A 19,503-nucleotide genomic window follows, 5' to 3' on the forward strand; every position below is an offset into this window, starting at 1 on the left:
GTGGCGCTAGGACCTGTCCTTATAGGCCAACAGACGCAGTGCGTTGAAGACCACCAACAATGTGGAGCCTTCGTGCACGGCCACCGCCGGACCGATGCCGAGCCCGAAAATCGTGGCCGGCACCAGGAAGGCGACGATGCCGAGGCTGACGAAGACGTTCTGCCGGATGATGCCGCGCGTGTGACGACTCAGGCCCACGGCGAATGGCAGGTGCTTCAGGTCATCGGCCATCAACGCCACATCGGCCGTTTCCAGGGCCACGTCCGAGCCGGCCGCGCCCATGGCGATGCCGACAGTGGCGTTGGCCATCGCAGGCGCATCGTTGACGCCGTCGCCAACCATGGCGACCTTGTCCTGTTCGCGCAGCTTGCGGATCGCCTCGACCTTGTCTTCGGGCATCAGGTCGCCCCACGCCTCGTCCAGGCCGACCTCCTTGGCCACGGCCTGGGCCACCTTCTGGTGATCGCCGGAGATCATGATCATGCGCTCGATGCCCATGGCCTTCAGGCGCACCAGCGCCTGCTTGGCCGCCTCGCGTGGCGTGTCCATCAAGCCGATCGCGCCGAGCTCCCGATCGCCCAACCGCACGACCATGGTCGTCCTGCCCTGCTCGCGTAACGCGGCGATGGCCTCTGCCGCGGCGGCGCCCAGGGCAGGAACCCCGTCTGCGCCGAACATCTCGGCCTTGCCGATCCATACCGGCTGATCGCCCAGACGGGCTTTGACGCCGCGGCCGATCAGGTTTTCCAAGTCCGAGGCCGTTGGCAACTTACCCGCATCCAATCGGCTGCGACCATCACGCGCGATCGCGGCGGCCAACGGATGATCACTCAGCGACTCCACCGCGACCGCCACCTGCAGCAGCTCGGTCTCCGACGCCCCGTCCACCGGCACCACATCGGTGATGCGCGGGCGCCCTTCGGTCAGGGTGCCGGTCTTGTCGAAGGCCATCGCCTTCAACGAACCCAGATCCTCCAGCGGCGCGCCGCCCTTGATCAGCACGCCCCCACGCGCCGCGCGGGCGATGCCGGACAGGACCGCGCTCGGGGTGGCGATGGCCAACGCGCACGGACTGGCGGCCACCAGCACGGCCATGGCGCGATAGAAGCTGTCGCGGAACGGCTCATCCACCACCACCCAGGCAAACAGCAGCAGGAACGCCAGCGCCAGTACCGCAGGCACGAATATCCGCTCGAAGCGATCGGTGAAGCGCTGGGTGGCCGACTTGCGCGTCTCGGCCTCGCTCACCATCTTCACCACCCGCGCCAGCGCGGAGTCCTCGGCGCGCTTGGTCACTTCCACTTCGATCGCACCGGCCCCATTGATGGTGCCTGCGAAGACCCGACTGGCCGCATCGACACTGTCGGGCCGGCTCCGTGCCTGCGCGGCATCCTCCACCGGCCGCTTGTCCACCGGGATGGACTCGCCGGTCACCGGTGCCTGGTTGATGCTGGAGTTGCCCTTCAGCAGGAATCCATCGGCCGGCAGGCGCTCGTTGGGACGCACCAGTACCCGATCACCGAGCTGCAGGTCGCCGACCGGAATCTCGGTGGTGGACTCGCCGCGGATGACGATCGCCGTATCCGGCGCGAGTTCGGCCAGCGCTTCGATGGCGCGCTTGGCGCGTCCCATCGCGTAGTGCTCCAGCGCGTGACCCAAGCTGAAAAGGAACAGCAGCAACGCACCTTCGGCCCAGGAGCCCAGCGCGGCGGCGCCGGCGGCGGCGACCAGCATCAAGGTGTCGATTTCAAAGCGCTTGAGCTTGAGGTTGTCGTAGGCCTCGCGCAGCGTGTAGGCGCCGCCAAAGACATACGCACCGATATAGCAGGCGGTGGGCAACCACCCCGGCAATGAGGCGGCGAACTTCTCGATCAGAAAGCCCACCAGCAGCAACGCACCACAGGTCAGGGCGAAGATCAGCTCGGTGTTGGGGCCGAGCAGGCCGCCAGTGTGGTCGTGGTCGTGCTTCTCCTCTCCGTGCTCCCCTTGTTTGCCGTCATGCGCATGACCGGCATGATCCTCGTGCTGGGACGGCTTGCCCGTCACCACGCGTGTAACGCCCATGCGCTTGAGAGAGGCCTCCAACCCGCCCTCGTCGATCTTCTCGCGCTCGAACTCCAGGTACACCGTGCCGGCCGAGCTGGCGCGGGCTTCCAGCACGCCGAACACCGAGCTCATCTGTTCGGCCACCGTGCGGGCGCGTCGCTCATGTCCGATGCCGGTGACCGTCCAGGTGAGGTGGCCGAAGCTTTCGGTGACACGTGCGCCCGCGGCCTGGGCCAGCTCGCGAATGCGGGCCAGCGACATCACCTGCGGATCGAAGTGCACGCACAGCTGGCCCAGCCCCTCCCCTTCGGCAGGTCGAATGTGGACGCGATCCACACCGGGGCGTGCGAGCAGTTCGCTCTGCAGGCGCTCGATGCACGCATCGGCGGCATCCCGCACGTGGGGAAGCACAACGGGAATGTCCAGGCGCAACTTGCCAGGGGAGGTATCCATATCGATCTCGTAAGTGCTGCGCAGATGAACCTGAGTGTCCACAGCGCAAGTGAGTGCCACGCGACAGCACGGTCGTTGCGACCGGCGCACGCGATCCCGAAGCAGCGGCTACGCCAAGGCGGCGTGCGCCGGCGCGATCACGCGATGGGTGGGCGTAAGGGGTGCGTAGAGCGCTGGGCCAGCGCCAGGACCGCGGCGATGGGCGTATAGGCCTGGCCGGGGATGAGCGGCCCAGGGGCCGGGAAGTCCGGCAGGATCACCGCGTGTGCGCACACGTCCGAGTGATGGAACAGGCTGTGCGCTCCCTTGGTGTGCTCATCGGGCACCTCGCCCTTGGCATCGTGCGCATGCGCGGCTGCGCGCAGGTGCGGCGCGCTGTGCTCCAGACCATGCAGCTGCCCGAGCTGGGTCAGGACCGGATGGGCCAGCACCGCCGCCACGATCAGCCACAGCGCGCCCAAGGCGAGCCAGGATCGGGGATGGGCGGTCAGAAGGCGCACGCGGGGGTCCCGGGCTGCACGAATGGCCCGACGATACCCAACCCGGTCGCGCACGCCAAGCGCTGTTACACCCTAACGCTGCAGCGCGATGACAGTTTCCTGAATTGCGTGATTGTCTAACGCGCAAGGGACTGACTACCATGCGCGCACCATGACGCGTGCCCTACGCCAACTCAGCCGATTCCTGCGCCTGCCGGCGCTGGCACTGCTGTTGTTCGCGGTGGTGGCCAATCCGGTGCTGGCGGCCGTGGGCGATATCCACGAGTCGGCCCAGGCCGTGGCCGATCATGCCGATCCCGAGCACTGCGATGTCAGCGATGACGCCACCAGCGCGGTGGTTGATCAGGATGCCGGCGATCAGGACGAGGGTTCGGCCGGCGATCTGCTGCACGCGCTGGTCCATGGCGCCCATGCCTGCGGCCACCCGGTGGCTATTCCCTCGCCCGCCCTTGTGGTCGAACCGCTCGCTCCTCAGGCGATCGCGCCTGTGCACGAGATCCAGCCGCTGGATTCCCTGCAGCCGCTGTCCCTGACCCGTCCTCCGATTACGGCCTAACGCTGCACGCCGGCTTGCCGGTGCATCGTTTTTTCGCCTAATCGGAGATACCTCATGTGGTTGCGACTGGCAGCATGCGCTGCCTTTTTGGTCGTGCCCGTTGCGTACGCGCAGACGGGGACGGCGCCTTCTTCTACCCTTTCGTTGGACGACGCCATCGCGCGCGTTGCCACGACACACCCTGACCTGCGCATCTTCGACGGACGTCGTCAGGTCCTGGATGCCAACTTGGCATCGGCGGCCCTCAAGCCCCCGATGACACTCGGCGCAACCATCGAAAACACGCTCGGCACCGGCAATTACCGCGGTTTCAGCGAGGCCGAGCTCACCGTCACTCTGGCTGGCGTGATCGAGCGCGGCGGCAAGCTCAACGCCCGACAAGCCCTGGCGCTGGCCAACATTGATACGTTGGCACCGCAGCGCGAGATGGCGCGGCTGGACCTGCTGGCTGAGACGGCGCAGCGCTATCTGGCGGTTACCGCAGCGACCAAGCGCAAGAGCATCGCCGAGTTGGACATCGTCCAACGCAGGCGCGCTGTCGATGCAGCACGTACCCGCCTGACCGCCGGTGCCTCGCCCGAGTCCGTCGTGCTCACCGCACAGGCTGCCTTGGCCACGGCCGAGCTGGATCGGGATCGTGCCATTGCCGATGAAGCGGCCACGCGCCAGAACCTGGCGGCCTTGTGGAATGAGCGCACGCCCAGCTTCACCGTGGCCGCGGGCAATCCCTTGGTGCTGCCGGAACTGCAGAGCTTCAATGCACTGAGTGACTACCTGCAGAACACGCCCGAGCTTGCTGAGTTGGCGGGCGTGGAGCGTGTGCGTGAGGCCCAACTCCGTCTGGCCCGCACGCAAGCAACGCCTGATCTGCAGTGGCAGGCCGGTGGACGCTACAACCGTGCCACCAGCGATGTGGGGTTCATGGCCGGCATCAGCATTCCACTGGGATCGGCACGCCGTGCCGCACCGGGTATCCGTGCTGCAGAAGCCGAACTGGCCATGACGCCGATCGAACGCGAATCCCTGCGCATCGATCTGTACTCCGCGCTGACCAACGCCTACGGCAACTACTCCACCGCCCGTTTGGAAGTCGGTCGCCTGCGTACCGACGTGATCCCGCGCTTGGAGAAGGCTGAGAAGGCCGCCGAGTACGCGTGGAAAGCCGGTGCGATCAGCTATCTGGAGTGGTCGCAGCTGCAGGCGCAACGCGTGGAAGCCAGCGTGCGCCAGCTGCAAGTGGCCGTCGACGCACAAGCTGCCCTGATCGAGATCCAGCGCCTGACCGGGCAGCCGATCGTCGCCAGCGGCACCACCACCCCATAAGGATTTCCAAATGAAGAACGTTGCAAAGATTGCAGCTCCGACGTTGCTGCTGGGCGCTGTCCTGATGCTGGCCGCTTGCGGTGGTTCCAAGGACGCCACGGAAGAGAAAACGGCGCCTGCCAAAGAGGCCAGCGCTGAGGGTGACGATCACGGCGCCGAAGGCGAAGCCGGGCACGAGGAAGGGGAAGCTGGCCACGGTGAGGAAGCCGGCGGTCATGAAGAAGAAGGTGCCGAGAAGACCACGATCCCGCAGGAAGAAGCTGACAAGAGTGGCGTGAAAGTCGCGAAGGTCAGTGAGGGAGCCATCAAGAACGAATTGGAAGTCCAAGGCGTGCTGACGCCGATGGAAGGCGGCGTGGCCCAGGTCACCGCTCGCTATCCCGGTGTGGTGCGTGCCCTGCGCGCCAACGTGGGCGACACCGTTCGTCAAGGCCAAGCGCTGGCCGTGGTGCACAGCAATCTCAGCCTCACCAGCTACACCATCACCGCACCCATCAGCGGCGTCGTCCTCAGTCGACAGGGCAGTGTCGGTGGCGTAGCCGCCGAAGGCCAGCCGCTGTTTGAGATCGGCAACCTATCCAAGGTGTGGGTCGACCTGCATGTGTTCGGGGCCGATGCGCAGTACCTGCGTCCGGGCGTGGCCGTCACGGTTAGCCGCCTGTACGACAACGTCAGTGCGACGACGACCATCGAACGCGTGCTGCCCAGCACCTCAACGGCGAGCCAGAGCCTGGTCGCCCGTGCCGCACTGCCCAACGAGGATGGCTTCTGGCGTCCAGGCACTGCAGTCAAAGCGCAAATCACGATGTCCACCAGCGATGCGGGCGTTGTGATTCCGCAGTCGGCCATCCAGAGCATGGACGGCAAGGACGTGGTGTTTGTGCGTGACGGCGATACCTACACGGCGCGGCCGGTGAAGCTGGGTGATCGTGACTCCACGCAAGTGGCCGTGCTGGAAGGCGTGAAGGCCGGCGAGGACATCGTGGTGACCCAGAGCTACCTGGTCAAGGCGGACATCGAAAAGTCCGGCGCGACACACGCGCACTAAGGAGACCGTCATGCTCGAAAAAATCATAAAAGTCGCGATTAATCATCGCTGGCTGGTCATGACGTTGACGGTGGCCTTGATCGCCATCGGCATCTGGAGTGCCCGTCAGATCCCTATCGATGTCACCCCCGACATCACCAACGTCCAGGTTCAGATCAACACCGAAGCGGCCGGCTACTCGCCGCTGGAAGCGGAACAACGCGTCACCTTCCCCATCGAGACGGCCATGGCCGGTCTGCCGAAGATGGAGTACTTCCGCTCGATCTCCCGCTACGGGCTGTCCCAAGTCACCGTCGTGTTCAAGGACGGCACGGACATCTACTTTGCCCGGCAGCAGGTCTCCGAGCGCGTGGCGCAGGTGAAAGCGCAAATGCCCGAAGGTATCGAACCCACCCTGGGTCCGATTGCCACCGGCATGGGCGAGATCTTCTCCTACACCATCGATGCCGATCCCAAAGCCCGCAAACCCGATGGCACGCCTTACACCGCCACCGATCTGCGTACGCTGCAGGATTGGGTGATTCGTCCGCAACTGCGCAACGTTCCGGGTGTGACCGAAGTCAACACCATGGGCGGGTTCAAGCGTGAGGTTCACGTCACGCCCGATCCGGCCAAGCTGCGCTCGCTGGATCTGACCTTTGAAGATGTGGTCACGGCCCTGCAGGCCAACAACCAGAACGTGGGCGCCGGCTACATCGAACGTAACGGCCAGCAGTTCCTGGTGCGTGTACCGGCCCAGGTCTCGGACATTCCCGCCATCCAGAAGATCGTCGTCACCCGTCGTGATGGCGTGCCGATTCGGGTTCGTGATCTGGCCAATGTGGCCGACGGTGAAGAACTGCGTACGGGTGCGGCGACCCAGAATGGCCACGAAGTCGTGCTTGGTTCGGTGGTCATGCTGGTGGGTTCCAACAGCCGTGACGTTTCCCAAGCCGCGGCCGCCAAGCTTCAGGAAGCGGCCAAGAGTCTGCCCAAGGGCGTGACCGCCACGCCGGTGTACGACCGTACCTCGCTGGTGGATCGCACGATTACCACGGTTGCCAAGAACCTGATCGAAGGCGCGTTGCTCGTCATCGTTATCCTGTTCCTGCTGCTGGGTAACTTCCGTGCGGCATTGATTACGGCCGCGGTGATTCCGCTGTCGATGCTGTTCACCCTGACCGGTATGGCGCGCGGTGGCGTGTCGGCCAACCTGATGAGCCTGGGCGCCCTGGACTTCGGTCTGATCGTGGACGGTGCCGTCATCATCATCGAGAACTGCCTGCGTCGCTTTGGCGAGCGTCAGCATGAACTCGGGCGTGAGATGACGCTGGAAGAGCGCTTTGAAGTGGCCTCCAGCGCCTCGGCTGAAGTGATCCGTCCGAGCTTGTTCGGTCTGGGCATCATCACCGCCGTCTACCTGCCGATCTTTGCCCTGACCGGTGTGGAAGGAAAGATGTTCCACCCGATGGCCATCACCGTGGTGCTGGCGCTGACGGGCGCGATGATCCTGTCCCTGACCTTCGTACCGGCTGCCGTGGCGATGTTGCTCGGTGGCAAGGTCGAAGAGAAGGAAAACTGGTTGATGCGCTGGTTCCGAGGGCGCTATGAACCTTTGCTGGATCTGAGCCTGCGTAGCGGAAAGCTGGTGGCCGTTGGCGCGGTTGCCCTGCTGGTTGGCAGTGGGCTGCTCGCCTCTCGCATGGGTAGCGAGTTTGTTCCCAGCTTGGATGAAGGCGATTTCGCGCTTCAGGCCATGCGTATTCCCGGCACCAGCATGACTCAGTCCTTGGGTATGCAGCGCATTGTGGAAGAACGGTTGCTGCAGTTCCCGGAAGTGGAGCGCGTGTGGTCGAAGATCGGTACGGCTGAGGTCGCCTCCGACCCGATGCCGCCGTCGGTGGCTGACACCTTCGTGATGGTCAAGCCGCGTGATCAGTGGCCCAACCCGCGCAAGCTCAAGGCGGACCTGGTGGCGGAAGTTGAGGCGGAGATGAAGAAGATCCCCGGCAACAACTACGAGTTCACCCAGCCGATCCAGATGCGCACCAACGAGCTGATTTCGGGCGTGCGTGCGGACGTGGCGATCAACCTGTACGGCGATGACCTGGATACGTTGCTGGAAGTGGGCCAGAAGATCGAGGCCGCCGCCCGCAAGGTACCCGGTGCAGCTGACGTTCGCCTGGAACAGGCTGCTGGCCTGCCCATGCTCTCGGTGCTCCCCGATCGGGATGCCTTGGCACGCTATGGCCTGAATCCGGCTGACGTGCAGCGCAACGTGGCCACGGCCATCGGTGGTGAAGTCGCCGGTCAGCTGTTTGAGGGCGATCGACGCTTCGACATCGTGGTCCGTTTGCCAGAACAGCAGCGACTGGATCCCACGGCGCTCTCGGCATTGCCCATCTCGCTGACGGCGGCCATTGCGGCCAACCAGGCTGATGAGTCGGTGGGTACACAGGCCAACGCCGCTCAGGCGCAGGTCGTACCGCTGAGTTCGGTGGCGCGCGTGGAGATCTCCGAGGGGGCGAACCAGATCAATCGTGAGAACGGCAAGCGGCGCATCATCGTGACCGCCAATGTCCGTGACCGCGATCTGGGTAGCTTCGTCTCCGAACTGCAGTCCGCCATCGATCAACAGGTGACGGTGCCTACCGGCTACTGGATCGAATACGGCGGCAGCTTCGAGCAGCTGATCTCGGCCAGCAAGCGTCTGTCCATCGTGGTGCCGGTGACCCTGGTGCTGATCTTCGCCCTTCTGTTCATGGCCTTTGGTTCGGCCAAGGACGCGCTCATCGTCTTCAGCGGTGTCCCGCTGGCCTTGACCGGTGGCGTGCTGGCGTTGGCGCTGCGCGGGATTCCGCTGTCGATCTCGGCCGGCGTGGGCTTTATCGCCCTGTCCGGTGTGGCGGTGCTCAACGGCCTGGTGATGATCAGCTTCATCCGCAGCCTGCGTGAGAGCGGTCAGCCGATGGCCGAAGCCATTCGCGAAGGCGCGCTTACCCGCTTGCGACCCGTGCTGATGACCGCGCTGGTGGCCTCGCTGGGCTTCGTGCCGATGGCGCTGAACGTGGGTGCCGGCTCGGAGGTGCAGCGTCCGCTGGCCACCGTGGTCATCGGCGGAATCATCTCCTCCACGTTGCTGACGCTGGTGGTACTGCCGGTGTTCTACCGGTGGGTGCACACCCGCTTCAATCGCACCCCGGCGCACATGAAATCGTGACAGGGCACGGCGGCGGTGTACGCACCGCCGCCCTACCCCGTTCCTCGCCGCTCTTTTGCATCTGTTCCCAGGAGAACACGCATGAGCACAGGGCATGATCATGGAACGTCCGAGATCCGGTACGAGAAGCCCCTATGGTGGGCGCTCGGTCTGACTTCCACGTTCCTCATCGCCGAGATCATCGGCGGTCTGGTAACAAACAGTTTGGCGCTGCTGTCCGATGCGGCGCACATGATGACCGATGTCATCGCCCTCACCGTGTCGTTGATCGCGGTGCGTATGAGTCGACGTCCGGCTGATGCTCGCCGCACCTATGGCTATGCCCGTATGGAAGCCTTCGGCGCGATCATCAACGGCGGTCTGTTGTTCGTGGTCGCCGGTTACATCCTGTGGGAAGCGGTGGGACGTTTTCGTGAGCCGCCGGAAGTTGCGTCCACGGGTATGTTGGTGATCGCCATCCTGGGTTTGATCGTCAACCTGATCTCCATGCGCCTGCTACGCGCCGGCAGTGGCACCAGCCTGAATGTGAAGGGTGCCTACCTGGAGGTCTGGAGCGACATGCTCGGATCGGTGGGCGTGATCATTGGCGCAATCGTCATCAAGGTCACGGGTTGGACGCTGGTCGATCCGATCATTGCGGTGTTGATCGGCTTGTGGGTGCTACCCCGTACCTGGACCCTGCTCAAGCGGGCCGGCCATATCCTGATGCAGGGGGTGCCGGAAGGCATGGATGTGGCGGCCATCCGTAAGCGGCTGATCGAGATGCCGGCCGTGCAAGAGGTCCACGACCTTCATGTGTGGTCGCTAGGGACCGGGCAGGTCGTGCTGACGGCTCACATCGTCCTGGCCGCGGGAGTGCCCGACCCGCAGACGATCCAGGTCGAGCTCACCCGGGTGATCGAGCAGCAGTTCGATATCCATGATGTGACATTGCAGGTGGAACGCACTTCGTGCAAAAGCGAGGTGGGCCATGCCTGACCGGAATCGAGCGAGTTTCCGCAAGGTGTTCGCCCGATTCCAAGACACATCGCTCCGAGGTTCAACCAGTGCACACCGTCCGCGTTGGCGGGTGGCGCTGAGCCTGGAGCTGGTCGTCCTGATGGTTGCCGTCTTCTTTGCGTTCACCGCAAACGGCGCCTTCTGGGCCAGTGTCAAAGAGTCAGGCGTCCTGAGCGGCGCGCGAGAGCTGCGTTTCTACATCGGGGTGACCGCCGCCCTGGTCGGCTTGCATGCGTTGCTGTTCGGCGTGGTGCTCAACCGCTGGATTGCCCGACCTGTTCTGGCGGTCCTGCTGGTGGCCACCGCCTCGGCGGCTTACTTCGCCAGCACGTACGCGGTCTATCTGGATCCGAGCATGGTCCGGAACGTGATCAGGACCGATACGCAGGAGGCGCGCGAGCTACTGACGTGGGACATGCTGGGGACCGTCCTGTTGATGGGCGTGCTGCCTGCCGCCGCGCTGTGGCTGGTGCACTTTCCTCGGGTGTCGATCAAGCGAGCGTTGTTGCGGCGCACGTTGTTCTTGGGCGCGATGTTGCTGATTGCCTGCGTCGGGGTGATGGCGACCTTCCAGGATCTGTCATCGCTGATGCGCAATGACAAGGCGCTTCGCTATCTGATCGCGCCGGGCAATTACATCGTCTCCATCTCCCGCGTACTCAGCGAGGAAGCCAAGAGTCCGAAGGGCCCACGGCAAGTGGTGGCTGCCGATGCCAAGCAACAGGTGCATGCGCCATCGACCAAACCCCACCTGCTGGTGGTTGTAGTCGGTGAAACCGTGCGCGCCCAGAACTGGGGACTCAACGGCTACGAACGGCAGACCACGCCACAGCTGTCGAAGTTGAATGTCATCAACTTCAGCGACGTCACCGCGTGCGGGTCCAACACGGAAGTCTCCGTGCCCTGCATGTTCTCCCTTGCGGGCCGGCGCAACTACGACCGCGAGAACATCGTGGGCTCCGAGTCGCTGCTGCACGTGCTGGAGCGGGCCGGCGTCAAGACGTTGTGGCGGGACAACCAGACCGGCTGCAAGGGCGTCTGCGATGGCTTGTCCTTCGAGTCCTACCGCAAGCCGCCGGACAGCTCGCTGTGCGATGACCAAGCCTGCCGTGATGCGGTGATGCTGCAGGGCTTGCACGATGTGATCGATGACAACCCCGGCGACACGGTGGTGGTCCTGCATCAACTGGGTAATCACGGGCCGGCGTACTTCAAGCGCTATCCGGAAGCGCTGCGCCAGTTCCGGCCTGACTGTCGTTCCGCGGATCTTGGCAGCTGCACGCGGCAGGAGATCGTCAACGCCTACGACAACGCCATCCTGGAGACGGATGACTTCCTGTCCAAGACGATCCAGATGCTCTCGCAGGACACCACGCACGACACGGCGATGATCTATGTCTCCGATCACGGCGAGTCGCTGGGCGAGGGCAACGTCTATCTGCACGGCTTGCCCTACTCCATTGCGCCGGACACCCAGATCAAGGTGCCGATGGTGGCCTGGCTCTCACCGGGCATGGCCAGCGGCAAGGGCGTCAACACCGCGTGTGTGCGCAGTCGGGCAAGCCAGCCGATCAGTCACGACAACTTGTTCCATTCGGTGCTCGGTCTGATGCAGGTCAGCACCACGGCTTACGACCCGAAGCTGGATGTGTTCTCGGGATGCCAGACCACGGCAGGAGCCTCGCCATGAGGCTCCCGTATGGCCCCTCACCTCTTGCCCGGCATCTGTTGCCGGGCCTTCGGCCGCTTCGCGCCTCGCGCTTGGAGCAGGCACCCACTTCTTCTGAAGGAATTTCCCATGGCTGACGGTTATGGCCACCTGCCGCGTGGTCCCAAGCGTTTGATGATGGCGGCACGTTGGTCTGCTCAAGGACTGCGTGCGGCCTGGCTGCATGAGTCGTCCTTTCGGCTCGAGGTTGTGCTCGCCCTGGTGCTCGCACCGTTGGGCCTGCTGCTGGGCGAGACCGGTGTAGAGCGCGCCCTGCTGGCCACCACGGTCTTGCTGGTGCTGCCGGTCGAACTACTCAACTCGGCGATCGAGGCGGTCATCGAGCGCTACGGCCCCGAGCATCACGAACTAGCCGGTCGTGCCAAAGACATGGGCTCGGCTGCGGTTTTCATGACGTTGGCGGTTACCGCCCTGACATGGCTGGCCATCTTGGCCAGCTGATGTCATCGGGCTGGAGGTTGATATGGCGTACATCCTTTTAGCAGCACTGATCTTTGCGGTGGGCTGGGGCCTCAAATCGGCGATGTCGATTCCCCACCCCGATGGCCTGACCGTCATCCTCAGCAGCACGGTGGTGCTGACCGGCGCGCTGTTCTGGGTGGTGGTCACCCTGCATGCGCTGGATCTGCTGGTGGCGTTCAAGCGCGACGATCGCCGGTATCTGTCCGAGTTCGCGGCTGCGATGCGGCCACGCCCGCGTGAGTTGCTGGTGGCCGCCCCGGTAATGGTGCTGGGCTTGCTCATCGCCTATCGGTCCGTGGGCACTGCCGGCACGGTGGTCGCCGCTTTGGAGGCGCCGTTCTATGCGCTGGCCATCGCGGCAGCGCTGATGGCCAGACCCCTGCAGGTCACGCAGGGGCGTCGGCGGCGCACGGGCCTTGTGCTGAGCGTGATCTACGGCGCTCTGTTCGCCATCACCGCGGTCCTGCAGTCCACTGTCGCCACCCGCATGGGCATGCAGGGCGCCGCGCCGTGGCTGGGGGTGACGTCGGCCCTGGCAGCGATCGCAGCCTGGGTGTCGGCGGCCAAATTCAGAGCTTCGATTGAGCAGGCACGCGCCCTGTCATCGCCGGTGATCGAGAGCTTCGGCAATCCCTTTCCCCGCCATCAGAAACGGCCGTCCCCACCGGACGGGACGTCGCCGCGTTCGCGCAAAGGCCCGCCCGGGCCGCCGCCGCACGGCGGACGAAAGCGCCGGCGTCGCTACTAGATCACGCGATCCCGCACCAAAGTTTTCGCGTTCATTTCCTCTGTTTGCACGAGCGATACGTCGATGCGTCATTCCCTTAGCGACCTCTCCCCTCGCCAGATGTGGCTGCTGATCCTGCTGGTCATTGCGGCGCTGCTGGCCGGCCTGGGCTTACGCGAGCCGATGCCCGCAGACGAGCCGCGCTTCGTACTGGCGGCCAAGACCATGGTGGAGACCGGCCAATGGCTGTTCCCGCAGCGCGGGATTGAGCTCTACGCCGAGAAGCCGCCCACCTTCATGTGGCTGCAGGCGGCCAGTTATGTGCTGGTGCGCAGTTGGGATGTGGCATTCCTGCTGCCGTCCTTGCTGGCCGCGCTGCTGACGCTGTGGCTGACCGGCGATCTTGCCCGGCGCCTGTGGGGAAAGCGCACGGCCGACTACGCCGTGTTGGGCCTGTTCGTCTGCCTGCAGTTCGTGCTGCAAGCCAAGCGCGCGCAGATCGACATGGTGCTGGTGGGCATGACCACGCTCTCGCTATGGGCGTTGGTGCGCTACCTGCTGGAAAAGCCCAGCCCCTGGCTGCTGATGGTGGGCACCTTCGCCGCCGGCCTGGGCACGGTCACCAAGGGCGTGGGCTTTCTGCCGTTGTTGGTGTTCCTGCCTTGGCTGTGGGCGCGGTGGAAGTCGCCCCACCCCATGCCCTCGCACCGAGGGGTGCATGTGCTGGCTGGCATTGCGGGTTTTGTGCTGGGTGCAGGCGTGTGGCTGGTACCGATGCTGGCCACGGTGGCGGCCTCATCAGATCCGGCCCTGCACACCTACGCGCGGGAAATGCTGTTCAAGCAGACCGGCACCCGCTACGCCAATGCCTGGCACCACGTAAAACCCGCCTGGTACTACCTGCAGACCATGCTCACGCTGTGGCTGCCGGGCGTGCTGCTCGCGCCGTGGTTGCTACCGGCGTGGTGGCGGCGTGTGCGTCGCGTGGACCCGCGTTACGCGCTACTGCTCGGTTGGGCGCTGCTGGTGCTGGTCTTCTTCAGTGCCAGCCCGGGCAAGCGCGAGGTCTACATCTTCCCAATGCTGCCTGCCCTGGCGCTCGCCGCATCGCCGTTGTTGGCCGGCTTGCTGCGTCGGCGTGGCGTACGCGCGGTGCTGTGGTCATACCTGTCGGTGGTGGTCACCCTGACGGGCGCCTTGGGCCTGTGGTTGCTGACCGCCTCGCCCGAGCGCGTGCAAGGCCTGCTCGCCGGACGCGGCATGGACATGAGCACCGTCAAGCAGGTCAGCGGCTGGCTGCTGGCCTTCACCGTCGTGAGCCTGGTCGTGATGGTCGCCGCACGCCGGCGGGTGGTGTTTGCGCTAGTGGCGGTCACCGCCTCGCTGTGGATCGCCTATGGCGTGGGATTCATACCGGCGCTAAGTCCTGACAGTTCTGCCAAAGCGCTGATGCAGCGCGTCGAGGCCACCATCGATCTGGATGCGGAGCTGGCCATGCTCGGCTGGCGCGAACAGCACCTGCTCCAGGCCGACCGACCGGTTACCGAGTTCGGTTTCAAGAAGCCCTGGGTGGAGCAATGGCAGCAGGCGCAAACCTGGCTGCTGCATGACCCCACGCGACGCTGGCTGTTCCTGCGCAAGGAAGCCATTGGGCCTTGCCTGGATCCAACACAGGTCATCGACATCGGCGCCTCCAATCGACGCGCCTGGATTCTGGCGCCGGGCACGGCCTGGATCGCGAACTGCGAGGTTCCGGCCACGTGGTCAGCCGATGTCAGCGAAGACTGAGTCCTCCTTCTCCTTTCCCGCACGCCTTTCTGCTGAGTCCTTCGCCATGCAAAGCCCGTCCCTGCCCCGGATGCCGAGTTTGTCGGTCGTCATTCCCGTCTTCAACGAACGCGGCAACATCGGCCCGCTCGTGCAGGAGGTGGTGTACCACCTGCGCGGCAAGATCGCCTTCGACATCATCTGTGTGGACGATCGCTCCGACGATGACACGCGCGAGGTGCTCGGCTGGCTCAAAGCCGAGGTGCCGGAACTGCGGGTGTTGCTGCACCATCAACGCAGTGGGCAAAGCACCGCCATCCGCAATGGCGTCAAGCACGCGTTCTCGCCCTGGATCGCCACGCTCGATGGCGACGGCCAGAACGATCCGGCCGACATCCTGAAACTGCTGACCGCTCGCCAGGCGGCTTCGCCGCAGGTACGCCTGTTCGCGGGCTGGCGCACCGAGCGCAAGGACACGGCCAGCAAGCGATGGGCTTCGCGCTGGGCCAATCGCATCCGGCAATCGCTGCTACGGGATGACACGCCCGATACCGCCTGTGGCATCAAGCTGTTCGACCGCGCCGCCTTCCTGGACCTGCCGTACTTCGATCACATGCACCGCTATCTGCCGGCACTGATGCAGCGCGCCGGCTGGAAGACGCTCAGTGTGCCGGTCTCTCACCGGCCGCGGGGATCGGGCCAGTCCAAGTACACCAACCTGGGCCGTGCCCTGGTGGGCATCCGCGACCTGATGGGCGTGGCCTGGCTGATTCAGCGCAGCCACGTGACGGCCACCAGCGAGCTTAGCGCCGGCCCCAAGTCATGAACGTCATGGATCAGGAAATCCTGTGGCTGAGCTGGTCGGGCTTACACACAACGCCCTGGAAGCTCATTGGTCTGACCGGCGCGGCCTTGTTCGGCGTGCGCTGGCTGGTCCAGTTCATGGCGTCCAAACGCGCCGGCCGGCCGGTGATCCCGCGCCTGTTCTGGTACATGAGCTTGTGCGGTAGCCTGATGGCCTTGAGCTACTTCCTGTTCTCGTCCAAGCAGGATGCCGTGGGCGTCGTGCAGAACCTGCTGCCGGCCTTTACCGCCGCGTATAGCCTTTATCTGGACATACGCCATCACCGTAGCATTGGTACGAGCGCCTTAGCCAAACCCGCCTCGTCCCCTTCCGAGGACGATCACTCCTGCTAGATCGTGGCACTGGGCTGCTCGCTTGGTCGACTTTCGCGCCACGCAGCCCGCAACACGCGCACCGCCGAGCGCAGGAACAGAACCAGCAACGCTGCGGCAATCAACAGATCGGGCCAACCCGCGCCGAAGGCCCACACCAGCGCCGCGGCCAGGATGACGGCAGCCCCCTCGTAGATGTCATTGCGCGAGCACTCCCACGCCGAAGCCATGTTGATATCGCCGGCGCGATAGGGGGTCAGCAACCACAGGCAGACCGCATTGGCCGCCAAGTTAAGCAACGCAGCCGCCCCCATGCTCTCAAAGATCGGAACACCCGGATGGGCCAAGCGCCAGACGATCTGTACGCCTACCGCGATCGCGGCGCCTAGGATCAAGAAACCTTTGAGCAGGGCCACCCGGCCCTTCAGGTGTGCCGATGCGCCCACCACCGCCAGGCTCACCGCGTAGGTCAGCGCATCCCCCAGGTTGTCCAGACTTCCGGACAGCAGCGCAGATGAGTGGGAATGCCACGCCGCTAGCGCCATCATGCCGAAGGTCGCCAGGTTGATCAGCAGCACGATGACCAGCACCTTGCGCTGCTTGGCTTGCATACGTGCCACATCAACCACTTTGCCGCAGCCACAGCATTCAGACATCACGCGCTCCGTTGAGAGGCCACTCCCGCAACCGGACAATCACAGTCGGGACTCAGCTATCGTAAAGTCTGTAGCAACTACAGAGTCAAGCGATCCTTCAATGAAGATCAGTCAGGCTGCCGAGGCCAGCGGATGCCACCTTGAAACCATCCGCTACTACGAGAAGATCGGGCTGCTGCCCCACCCCACCCGCACGGACAGTGGTTATAGGGTTTATACGAGCGCCGATATCGAGCGCCTGCGGTTCATCGCGCGAGGGAGGGATCTGGGCTTCAGTCTGGAAGAGATCCGCAGCCTCCTGCAACTGGCCAGCGATGAGCGTTTGTCCTGCGACGACGTCGACCGCCTGGCGCGTACACATCTGACCGATATTCGTGCGCGCCAGGAAGATCTTCGCCGGATGGCCGATGAACTTGAGCGTGTCATCATCAGTTGCCACGGGGGACAACGGGCCGAGTGCACGATTCTTTCGACGCTACGCCAGCCAATGCAACGTTCTAAAGTCTGACCTTGTAGCGGATTTCTACTCTCGACCGGAAGCGGACGTAGGGAACTGGTCAAAAAGATGGACGGGCCACTTCCACACCTAGATCGCGCGGAGGCTGACCCGCTTGGCAAGCTCTTCCGCGCTTTCCTTCCGTTCGCTATAGCGATCGACCAGGTAGGGCGAGATATCGCGCGTCAGTAGCGTGAACTTCACTAGTTCTTCCATGACGTCCACGATGCGGTCATAGAACGCGGAGGGCTTCATGCGCCCTTCTTCATCGAACTCATTGAACGCCTTTGCGACGGAGGACTGGTTGGGGATCGTGATCATGCGCATCCAGCGTCCAAGCACGCGCAACTGATTTACCGCATTGAAGGACTGCGAGCCGCCAGAGACTTGCATGACGGCCAAGGTCTTGCCCTGGGTTGGACGCACCGATCCTTGAGACAACGGAATCCAGTCGATCTGCGCCTTCATGATGCCGCTCATGGCGCCGTGCCGCTCGGGTGAGCTCCAAACCATGCCCTCCGACCACTGCACCAGTTGCCGCAGTTCCTGGACCTTCGGATGGGTATCGGGCTCTGCATCTGGCAGCGGCAGGCCTGTCGGATCGAAGAGGCGGGTCTCTGCGCCCATTGCCTGAAGTAGTCGGGCCGCCTCCAGCGCGAGCAACTTGCTGTATGACCTCTTCCTCAGCGATCCGTAGAGCAGAAGAATCCGCGGGCCATGCTTAGCACGTGCGGTCGGGGATAGTCGGTCAACCTCGGGAACATGGAACAGCGCGGCCGAGATGTTGGGCAGATCGCCAGGATTAGACATGAGGCTTTCCAAGTAGCTTGTGGATCGTTGCACCCAGGGCTGCCCCAATGACCTGCGCCACAACGAAGGCGGGCACGTCGCCAGGCGAAATGCCGGCGAAGCTGTCACTGAACATGCGGCCGAAGGCTGCAGCAGGATTCGCGAATGAAGTCGACGAGGTGAACCAATAGGCCGCACCGATGTACGCAGCCACCATCACGGCCACACGGGACGCAGGCGCCCGGAGCACAACCAACAGCAAACCTGCTGTTGCAACGATCTCGCCCAGCCATTGGCCCGTGCCGCTCCGCACCTTCGCGGAGAACTCCAGCACCGGAAGATCGAACATAGCATTCGCCAAGAAAGCACCGCATACCGCGCCCGCGAGCTGGACTAGGATGTATGCCGGCAAGAGGGTCTTGGGGAGTTCGCCACGCGCAGCCATCACGGCACTGACCGCGGGGTTCATGTGTGCACCACTGATCGAACCGAACACCTCAATCAGGATGTAGAGGCCGCCGACCGTTGCCAGCGTATTTGCCAGCAAGGCAACGGCATTGTTTCCGCCCGCGAGGCGCTCGGCCATGATCCCTGAGCCCACCACCGTCACCAGCAGCAGGCCCGTGGCCAAGAACTCGGCAATGAGACGCTGGCGGATCATTCAGCGCCGACGCGCCCGATCTCGCCCAGCTTTGCCTGTGCGGCCAGACGGTCGAGGCTTTGTAGGGGCAGTGATAGCAATAGCTCGATACGGCGGCGCAGTGTGGCAAACGCTGCGGTATAGGCGCGACGACGATCTTCTTCATCGCCCGTGGCGGCTACCGGGTCGGGCACACCCCAGTGCGCGAGTGCAGGATGACCCAGCCATACGGGGCACGCCTCTCCCGCAGCGTTGTCGCAAACCGTGATGACGATATCCATCTCGGGTGCGCCTTCCACGGCGAACTCGTCCCAGTTCTTGCTGCGCACCTGGCTGGCGTCATAGCCGATGGCCTCGGCAAGCTCCCGCGCCATCGGCTGGACGTGGCCGCTGGGATGACTGCCGGCGCTGTAGGCCTTGAACCGGCCGTGGCCCAGCACGTTGAGGATCGCCTCGGCCATGATGCTGCGCGCGGAGTTGCCGGTGCACAGGAACAGTACGTTGTAAGTCTTGTCGGTCATGTCGTATCTCTGGGGTGCGGATCAACGGAGCTTCTTCTTGACTGCCGGCGTGCAGGACTTCCCGCCGCAGCAGTTCTCCGTCAGGAAGCCAATCAGACCGTTCATGCGGTCGTAGTCGGCACGTATCCGGATGACACGTCCTTCCCGCTCGTCAGTGACAAGCCCTGCGGCACGCAACTGGTTCAGATGCGCCGTAAGGGTGGCAGGCGGCAAATCGAGCTGATCGCGTAGCTCGCCTACGGCCATGCCGCCGGGGCCTGCCTGTACGAGGGCGCGGTAGGCGGCAAGCCGGTGGTCGTGCGCGAGCGCACGAAGCGCTTGAACGGTCTGGGGCGTATCCATACTTCTATATTTCCGGAATATTAGAAGTATTGCAACCCACCATTGCAGAAAAATGACCGCTTGGGTCGAGAGCG

At 64.1% G+C, this 19,503-nt stretch carries 19 protein-coding genes; 12 read left to right on the forward strand and 7 right to left on the reverse strand.

Annotated features, from left to right (window positions below; all coding sequences use genetic code 11):
• Positions 1–6: 6 nt before the first annotated feature.
• Both AC04MD_RS18465 and AC04MD_RS18470 read right to left on the reverse strand, forming a co-directional pair.
• Positions 7–2,499 carry a heavy metal translocating P-type ATPase gene (locus tag AC04MD_RS18465; protein ID WP_334180534.1) on the reverse strand — a complete coding sequence of 831 codons (2,493 nt, stop codon included), beginning with the start codon at positions 2,497–2,499 and terminating at the stop codon, positions 7–9.
• 137 nt (positions 2,500–2,636) lie between these two features.
• Complete coding sequence (locus AC04MD_RS18470; protein WP_475498676.1) at positions 2,637–2,999, reverse strand: hypothetical protein; 363 nt, start codon at positions 2,997–2,999, stop codon at positions 2,637–2,639.
• Between the two features lie 151 nt (positions 3,000–3,150).
• Here AC04MD_RS18470 and AC04MD_RS18475 point away from each other — a divergent pair, with 151 nt between their 5' ends.
• From AC04MD_RS18475 to AC04MD_RS18525, 11 genes are all read left to right on the forward strand, one after another.
• Positions 3,151–3,555 carry a hypothetical protein gene (locus AC04MD_RS18475; RefSeq protein WP_187572539.1) on the forward strand — a complete coding sequence of 135 codons (405 nt, stop codon included), beginning with the start codon at positions 3,151–3,153 and terminating at the stop codon, positions 3,553–3,555.
• 54 nt (positions 3,556–3,609) lie between these two features.
• Positions 3,610–4,878, forward strand: a complete 1,269-nt coding sequence (locus AC04MD_RS18480) for a TolC family protein (RefSeq protein WP_327482779.1) — start codon at positions 3,610–3,612, stop codon at positions 4,876–4,878.
• A gap of 10 nt (positions 4,879–4,888) precedes the next feature.
• Positions 4,889–5,926 carry an efflux RND transporter periplasmic adaptor subunit gene (locus AC04MD_RS18485; protein WP_475498677.1) on the forward strand — a complete coding sequence of 346 codons (1,038 nt, stop codon included), beginning with the start codon at positions 4,889–4,891 and terminating at the stop codon, positions 5,924–5,926.
• A gap of 10 nt (positions 5,927–5,936) precedes the next feature.
• Positions 5,937–9,125 carry an efflux RND transporter permease subunit gene (locus AC04MD_RS18490; protein ID WP_449301638.1) on the forward strand — a complete coding sequence of 1,063 codons (3,189 nt, stop codon included), beginning with the start codon at positions 5,937–5,939 and terminating at the stop codon, positions 9,123–9,125.
• 81 nt (positions 9,126–9,206) lie between these two features.
• Positions 9,207–10,103 (forward strand): cation diffusion facilitator family transporter, encoded by an 897-nt coding sequence (locus AC04MD_RS18495; protein WP_449301637.1) that lies wholly within the window; start codon positions 9,207–9,209, stop codon positions 10,101–10,103.
• Positions 10,096–11,814 carry a phosphoethanolamine transferase gene (locus AC04MD_RS18500; protein ID WP_185894172.1) on the forward strand — a complete coding sequence of 573 codons (1,719 nt, stop codon included), beginning with the start codon at positions 10,096–10,098 and terminating at the stop codon, positions 11,812–11,814. The genes AC04MD_RS18495 and AC04MD_RS18500 overlap by 8 nt, the downstream gene beginning before the upstream one ends.
• A gap of 108 nt (positions 11,815–11,922) precedes the next feature.
• Positions 11,923–12,294 carry a diacylglycerol kinase gene (locus AC04MD_RS18505; protein WP_056881660.1) on the forward strand — a complete coding sequence of 124 codons (372 nt, stop codon included), beginning with the start codon at positions 11,923–11,925 and terminating at the stop codon, positions 12,292–12,294.
• Positions 12,295–12,316: 22 nt separating this feature from the next.
• Positions 12,317–13,063 carry a hypothetical protein gene (locus AC04MD_RS18510; protein ID WP_454259009.1) on the forward strand — a complete coding sequence of 249 codons (747 nt, stop codon included), beginning with the start codon at positions 12,317–12,319 and terminating at the stop codon, positions 13,061–13,063.
• Positions 13,064–13,126: 63 nt separating this feature from the next.
• Positions 13,127–14,830 carry an ArnT family glycosyltransferase gene (locus tag AC04MD_RS18515; RefSeq protein WP_475498678.1) on the forward strand — a complete coding sequence of 568 codons (1,704 nt, stop codon included), beginning with the start codon at positions 13,127–13,129 and terminating at the stop codon, positions 14,828–14,830.
• Positions 14,831–14,900: 70 nt separating this feature from the next.
• Positions 14,901–15,635 (forward strand): glycosyltransferase family 2 protein, encoded by a 735-nt coding sequence (locus AC04MD_RS18520; protein ID WP_454259010.1) that lies wholly within the window; start codon positions 14,901–14,903, stop codon positions 15,633–15,635.
• Positions 15,632–16,006: a lipid-A-disaccharide synthase N-terminal domain-containing protein gene (locus AC04MD_RS18525; RefSeq protein WP_475498679.1), complete on the forward strand. Its 375-nt coding sequence runs from the start codon at positions 15,632–15,634 to the stop codon at positions 16,004–16,006. Before AC04MD_RS18520 ends, AC04MD_RS18525 begins: the two co-directional genes overlap by 4 nt.
• On the opposite strand, the gene AC04MD_RS18530 is transcribed toward AC04MD_RS18525, so the two are convergent.
• On the reverse strand, positions 16,003–16,641 hold the full coding sequence (locus AC04MD_RS18530; RefSeq protein WP_475498680.1) for a cation efflux transmembrane domain-containing protein: 639 nt from the start codon (positions 16,639–16,641) through the stop codon (positions 16,003–16,005). The two genes, AC04MD_RS18525 and AC04MD_RS18530, sit on opposite strands and share 4 nt — an antisense overlap.
• A 100-nt stretch (positions 16,642–16,741) precedes the next feature.
• Between AC04MD_RS18530 and AC04MD_RS18535 the strand changes: the two genes are divergently transcribed.
• Positions 16,742–17,149: a MerR family transcriptional regulator gene (locus AC04MD_RS18535; protein ID WP_327482770.1), complete on the forward strand. Its 408-nt coding sequence runs from the start codon at positions 16,742–16,744 to the stop codon at positions 17,147–17,149.
• A 78-nt stretch (positions 17,150–17,227) separates the two neighbouring features.
• Here the strand turns inward: AC04MD_RS18535 and arsH are convergent, their stop codons facing one another.
• Genes arsH through AC04MD_RS18555 form a run of 4 tightly spaced genes read right to left on the reverse strand, consistent with a single transcriptional unit; the run spans position 17,228 to position 19,429 of the window.
• Positions 17,228–17,947 carry an arsenical resistance protein ArsH gene (gene arsH, locus AC04MD_RS18540; RefSeq protein WP_475498681.1) on the reverse strand — a complete coding sequence of 240 codons (720 nt, stop codon included), beginning with the start codon at positions 17,945–17,947 and terminating at the stop codon, positions 17,228–17,230.
• Positions 17,940–18,587, reverse strand: a complete 648-nt coding sequence (locus AC04MD_RS18545) for an aquaporin (protein WP_475498682.1) — start codon at positions 18,585–18,587, stop codon at positions 17,940–17,942. Before AC04MD_RS18545 ends, arsH begins: the two co-directional genes overlap by 8 nt.
• Entirely contained in the window at positions 18,584–19,087 is a 504-nt protein-coding gene (locus tag AC04MD_RS18550) for an arsenate reductase ArsC (RefSeq protein ID WP_475498683.1), read from the reverse strand. The genes AC04MD_RS18545 and AC04MD_RS18550 overlap by 4 nt, the downstream gene beginning before the upstream one ends.
• Positions 19,088–19,108: 21 nt before the next feature.
• Positions 19,109–19,429 carry an ArsR/SmtB family transcription factor gene (locus tag AC04MD_RS18555; protein ID WP_299347587.1) on the reverse strand — a complete coding sequence of 107 codons (321 nt, stop codon included), beginning with the start codon at positions 19,427–19,429 and terminating at the stop codon, positions 19,109–19,111.
• Positions 19,430–19,503 lie beyond the last annotated feature (74 nt).

The sequence above is a fragment of the Pseudoxanthomonas sp. LjRoot206 genome (assembly GCF_056175725.1).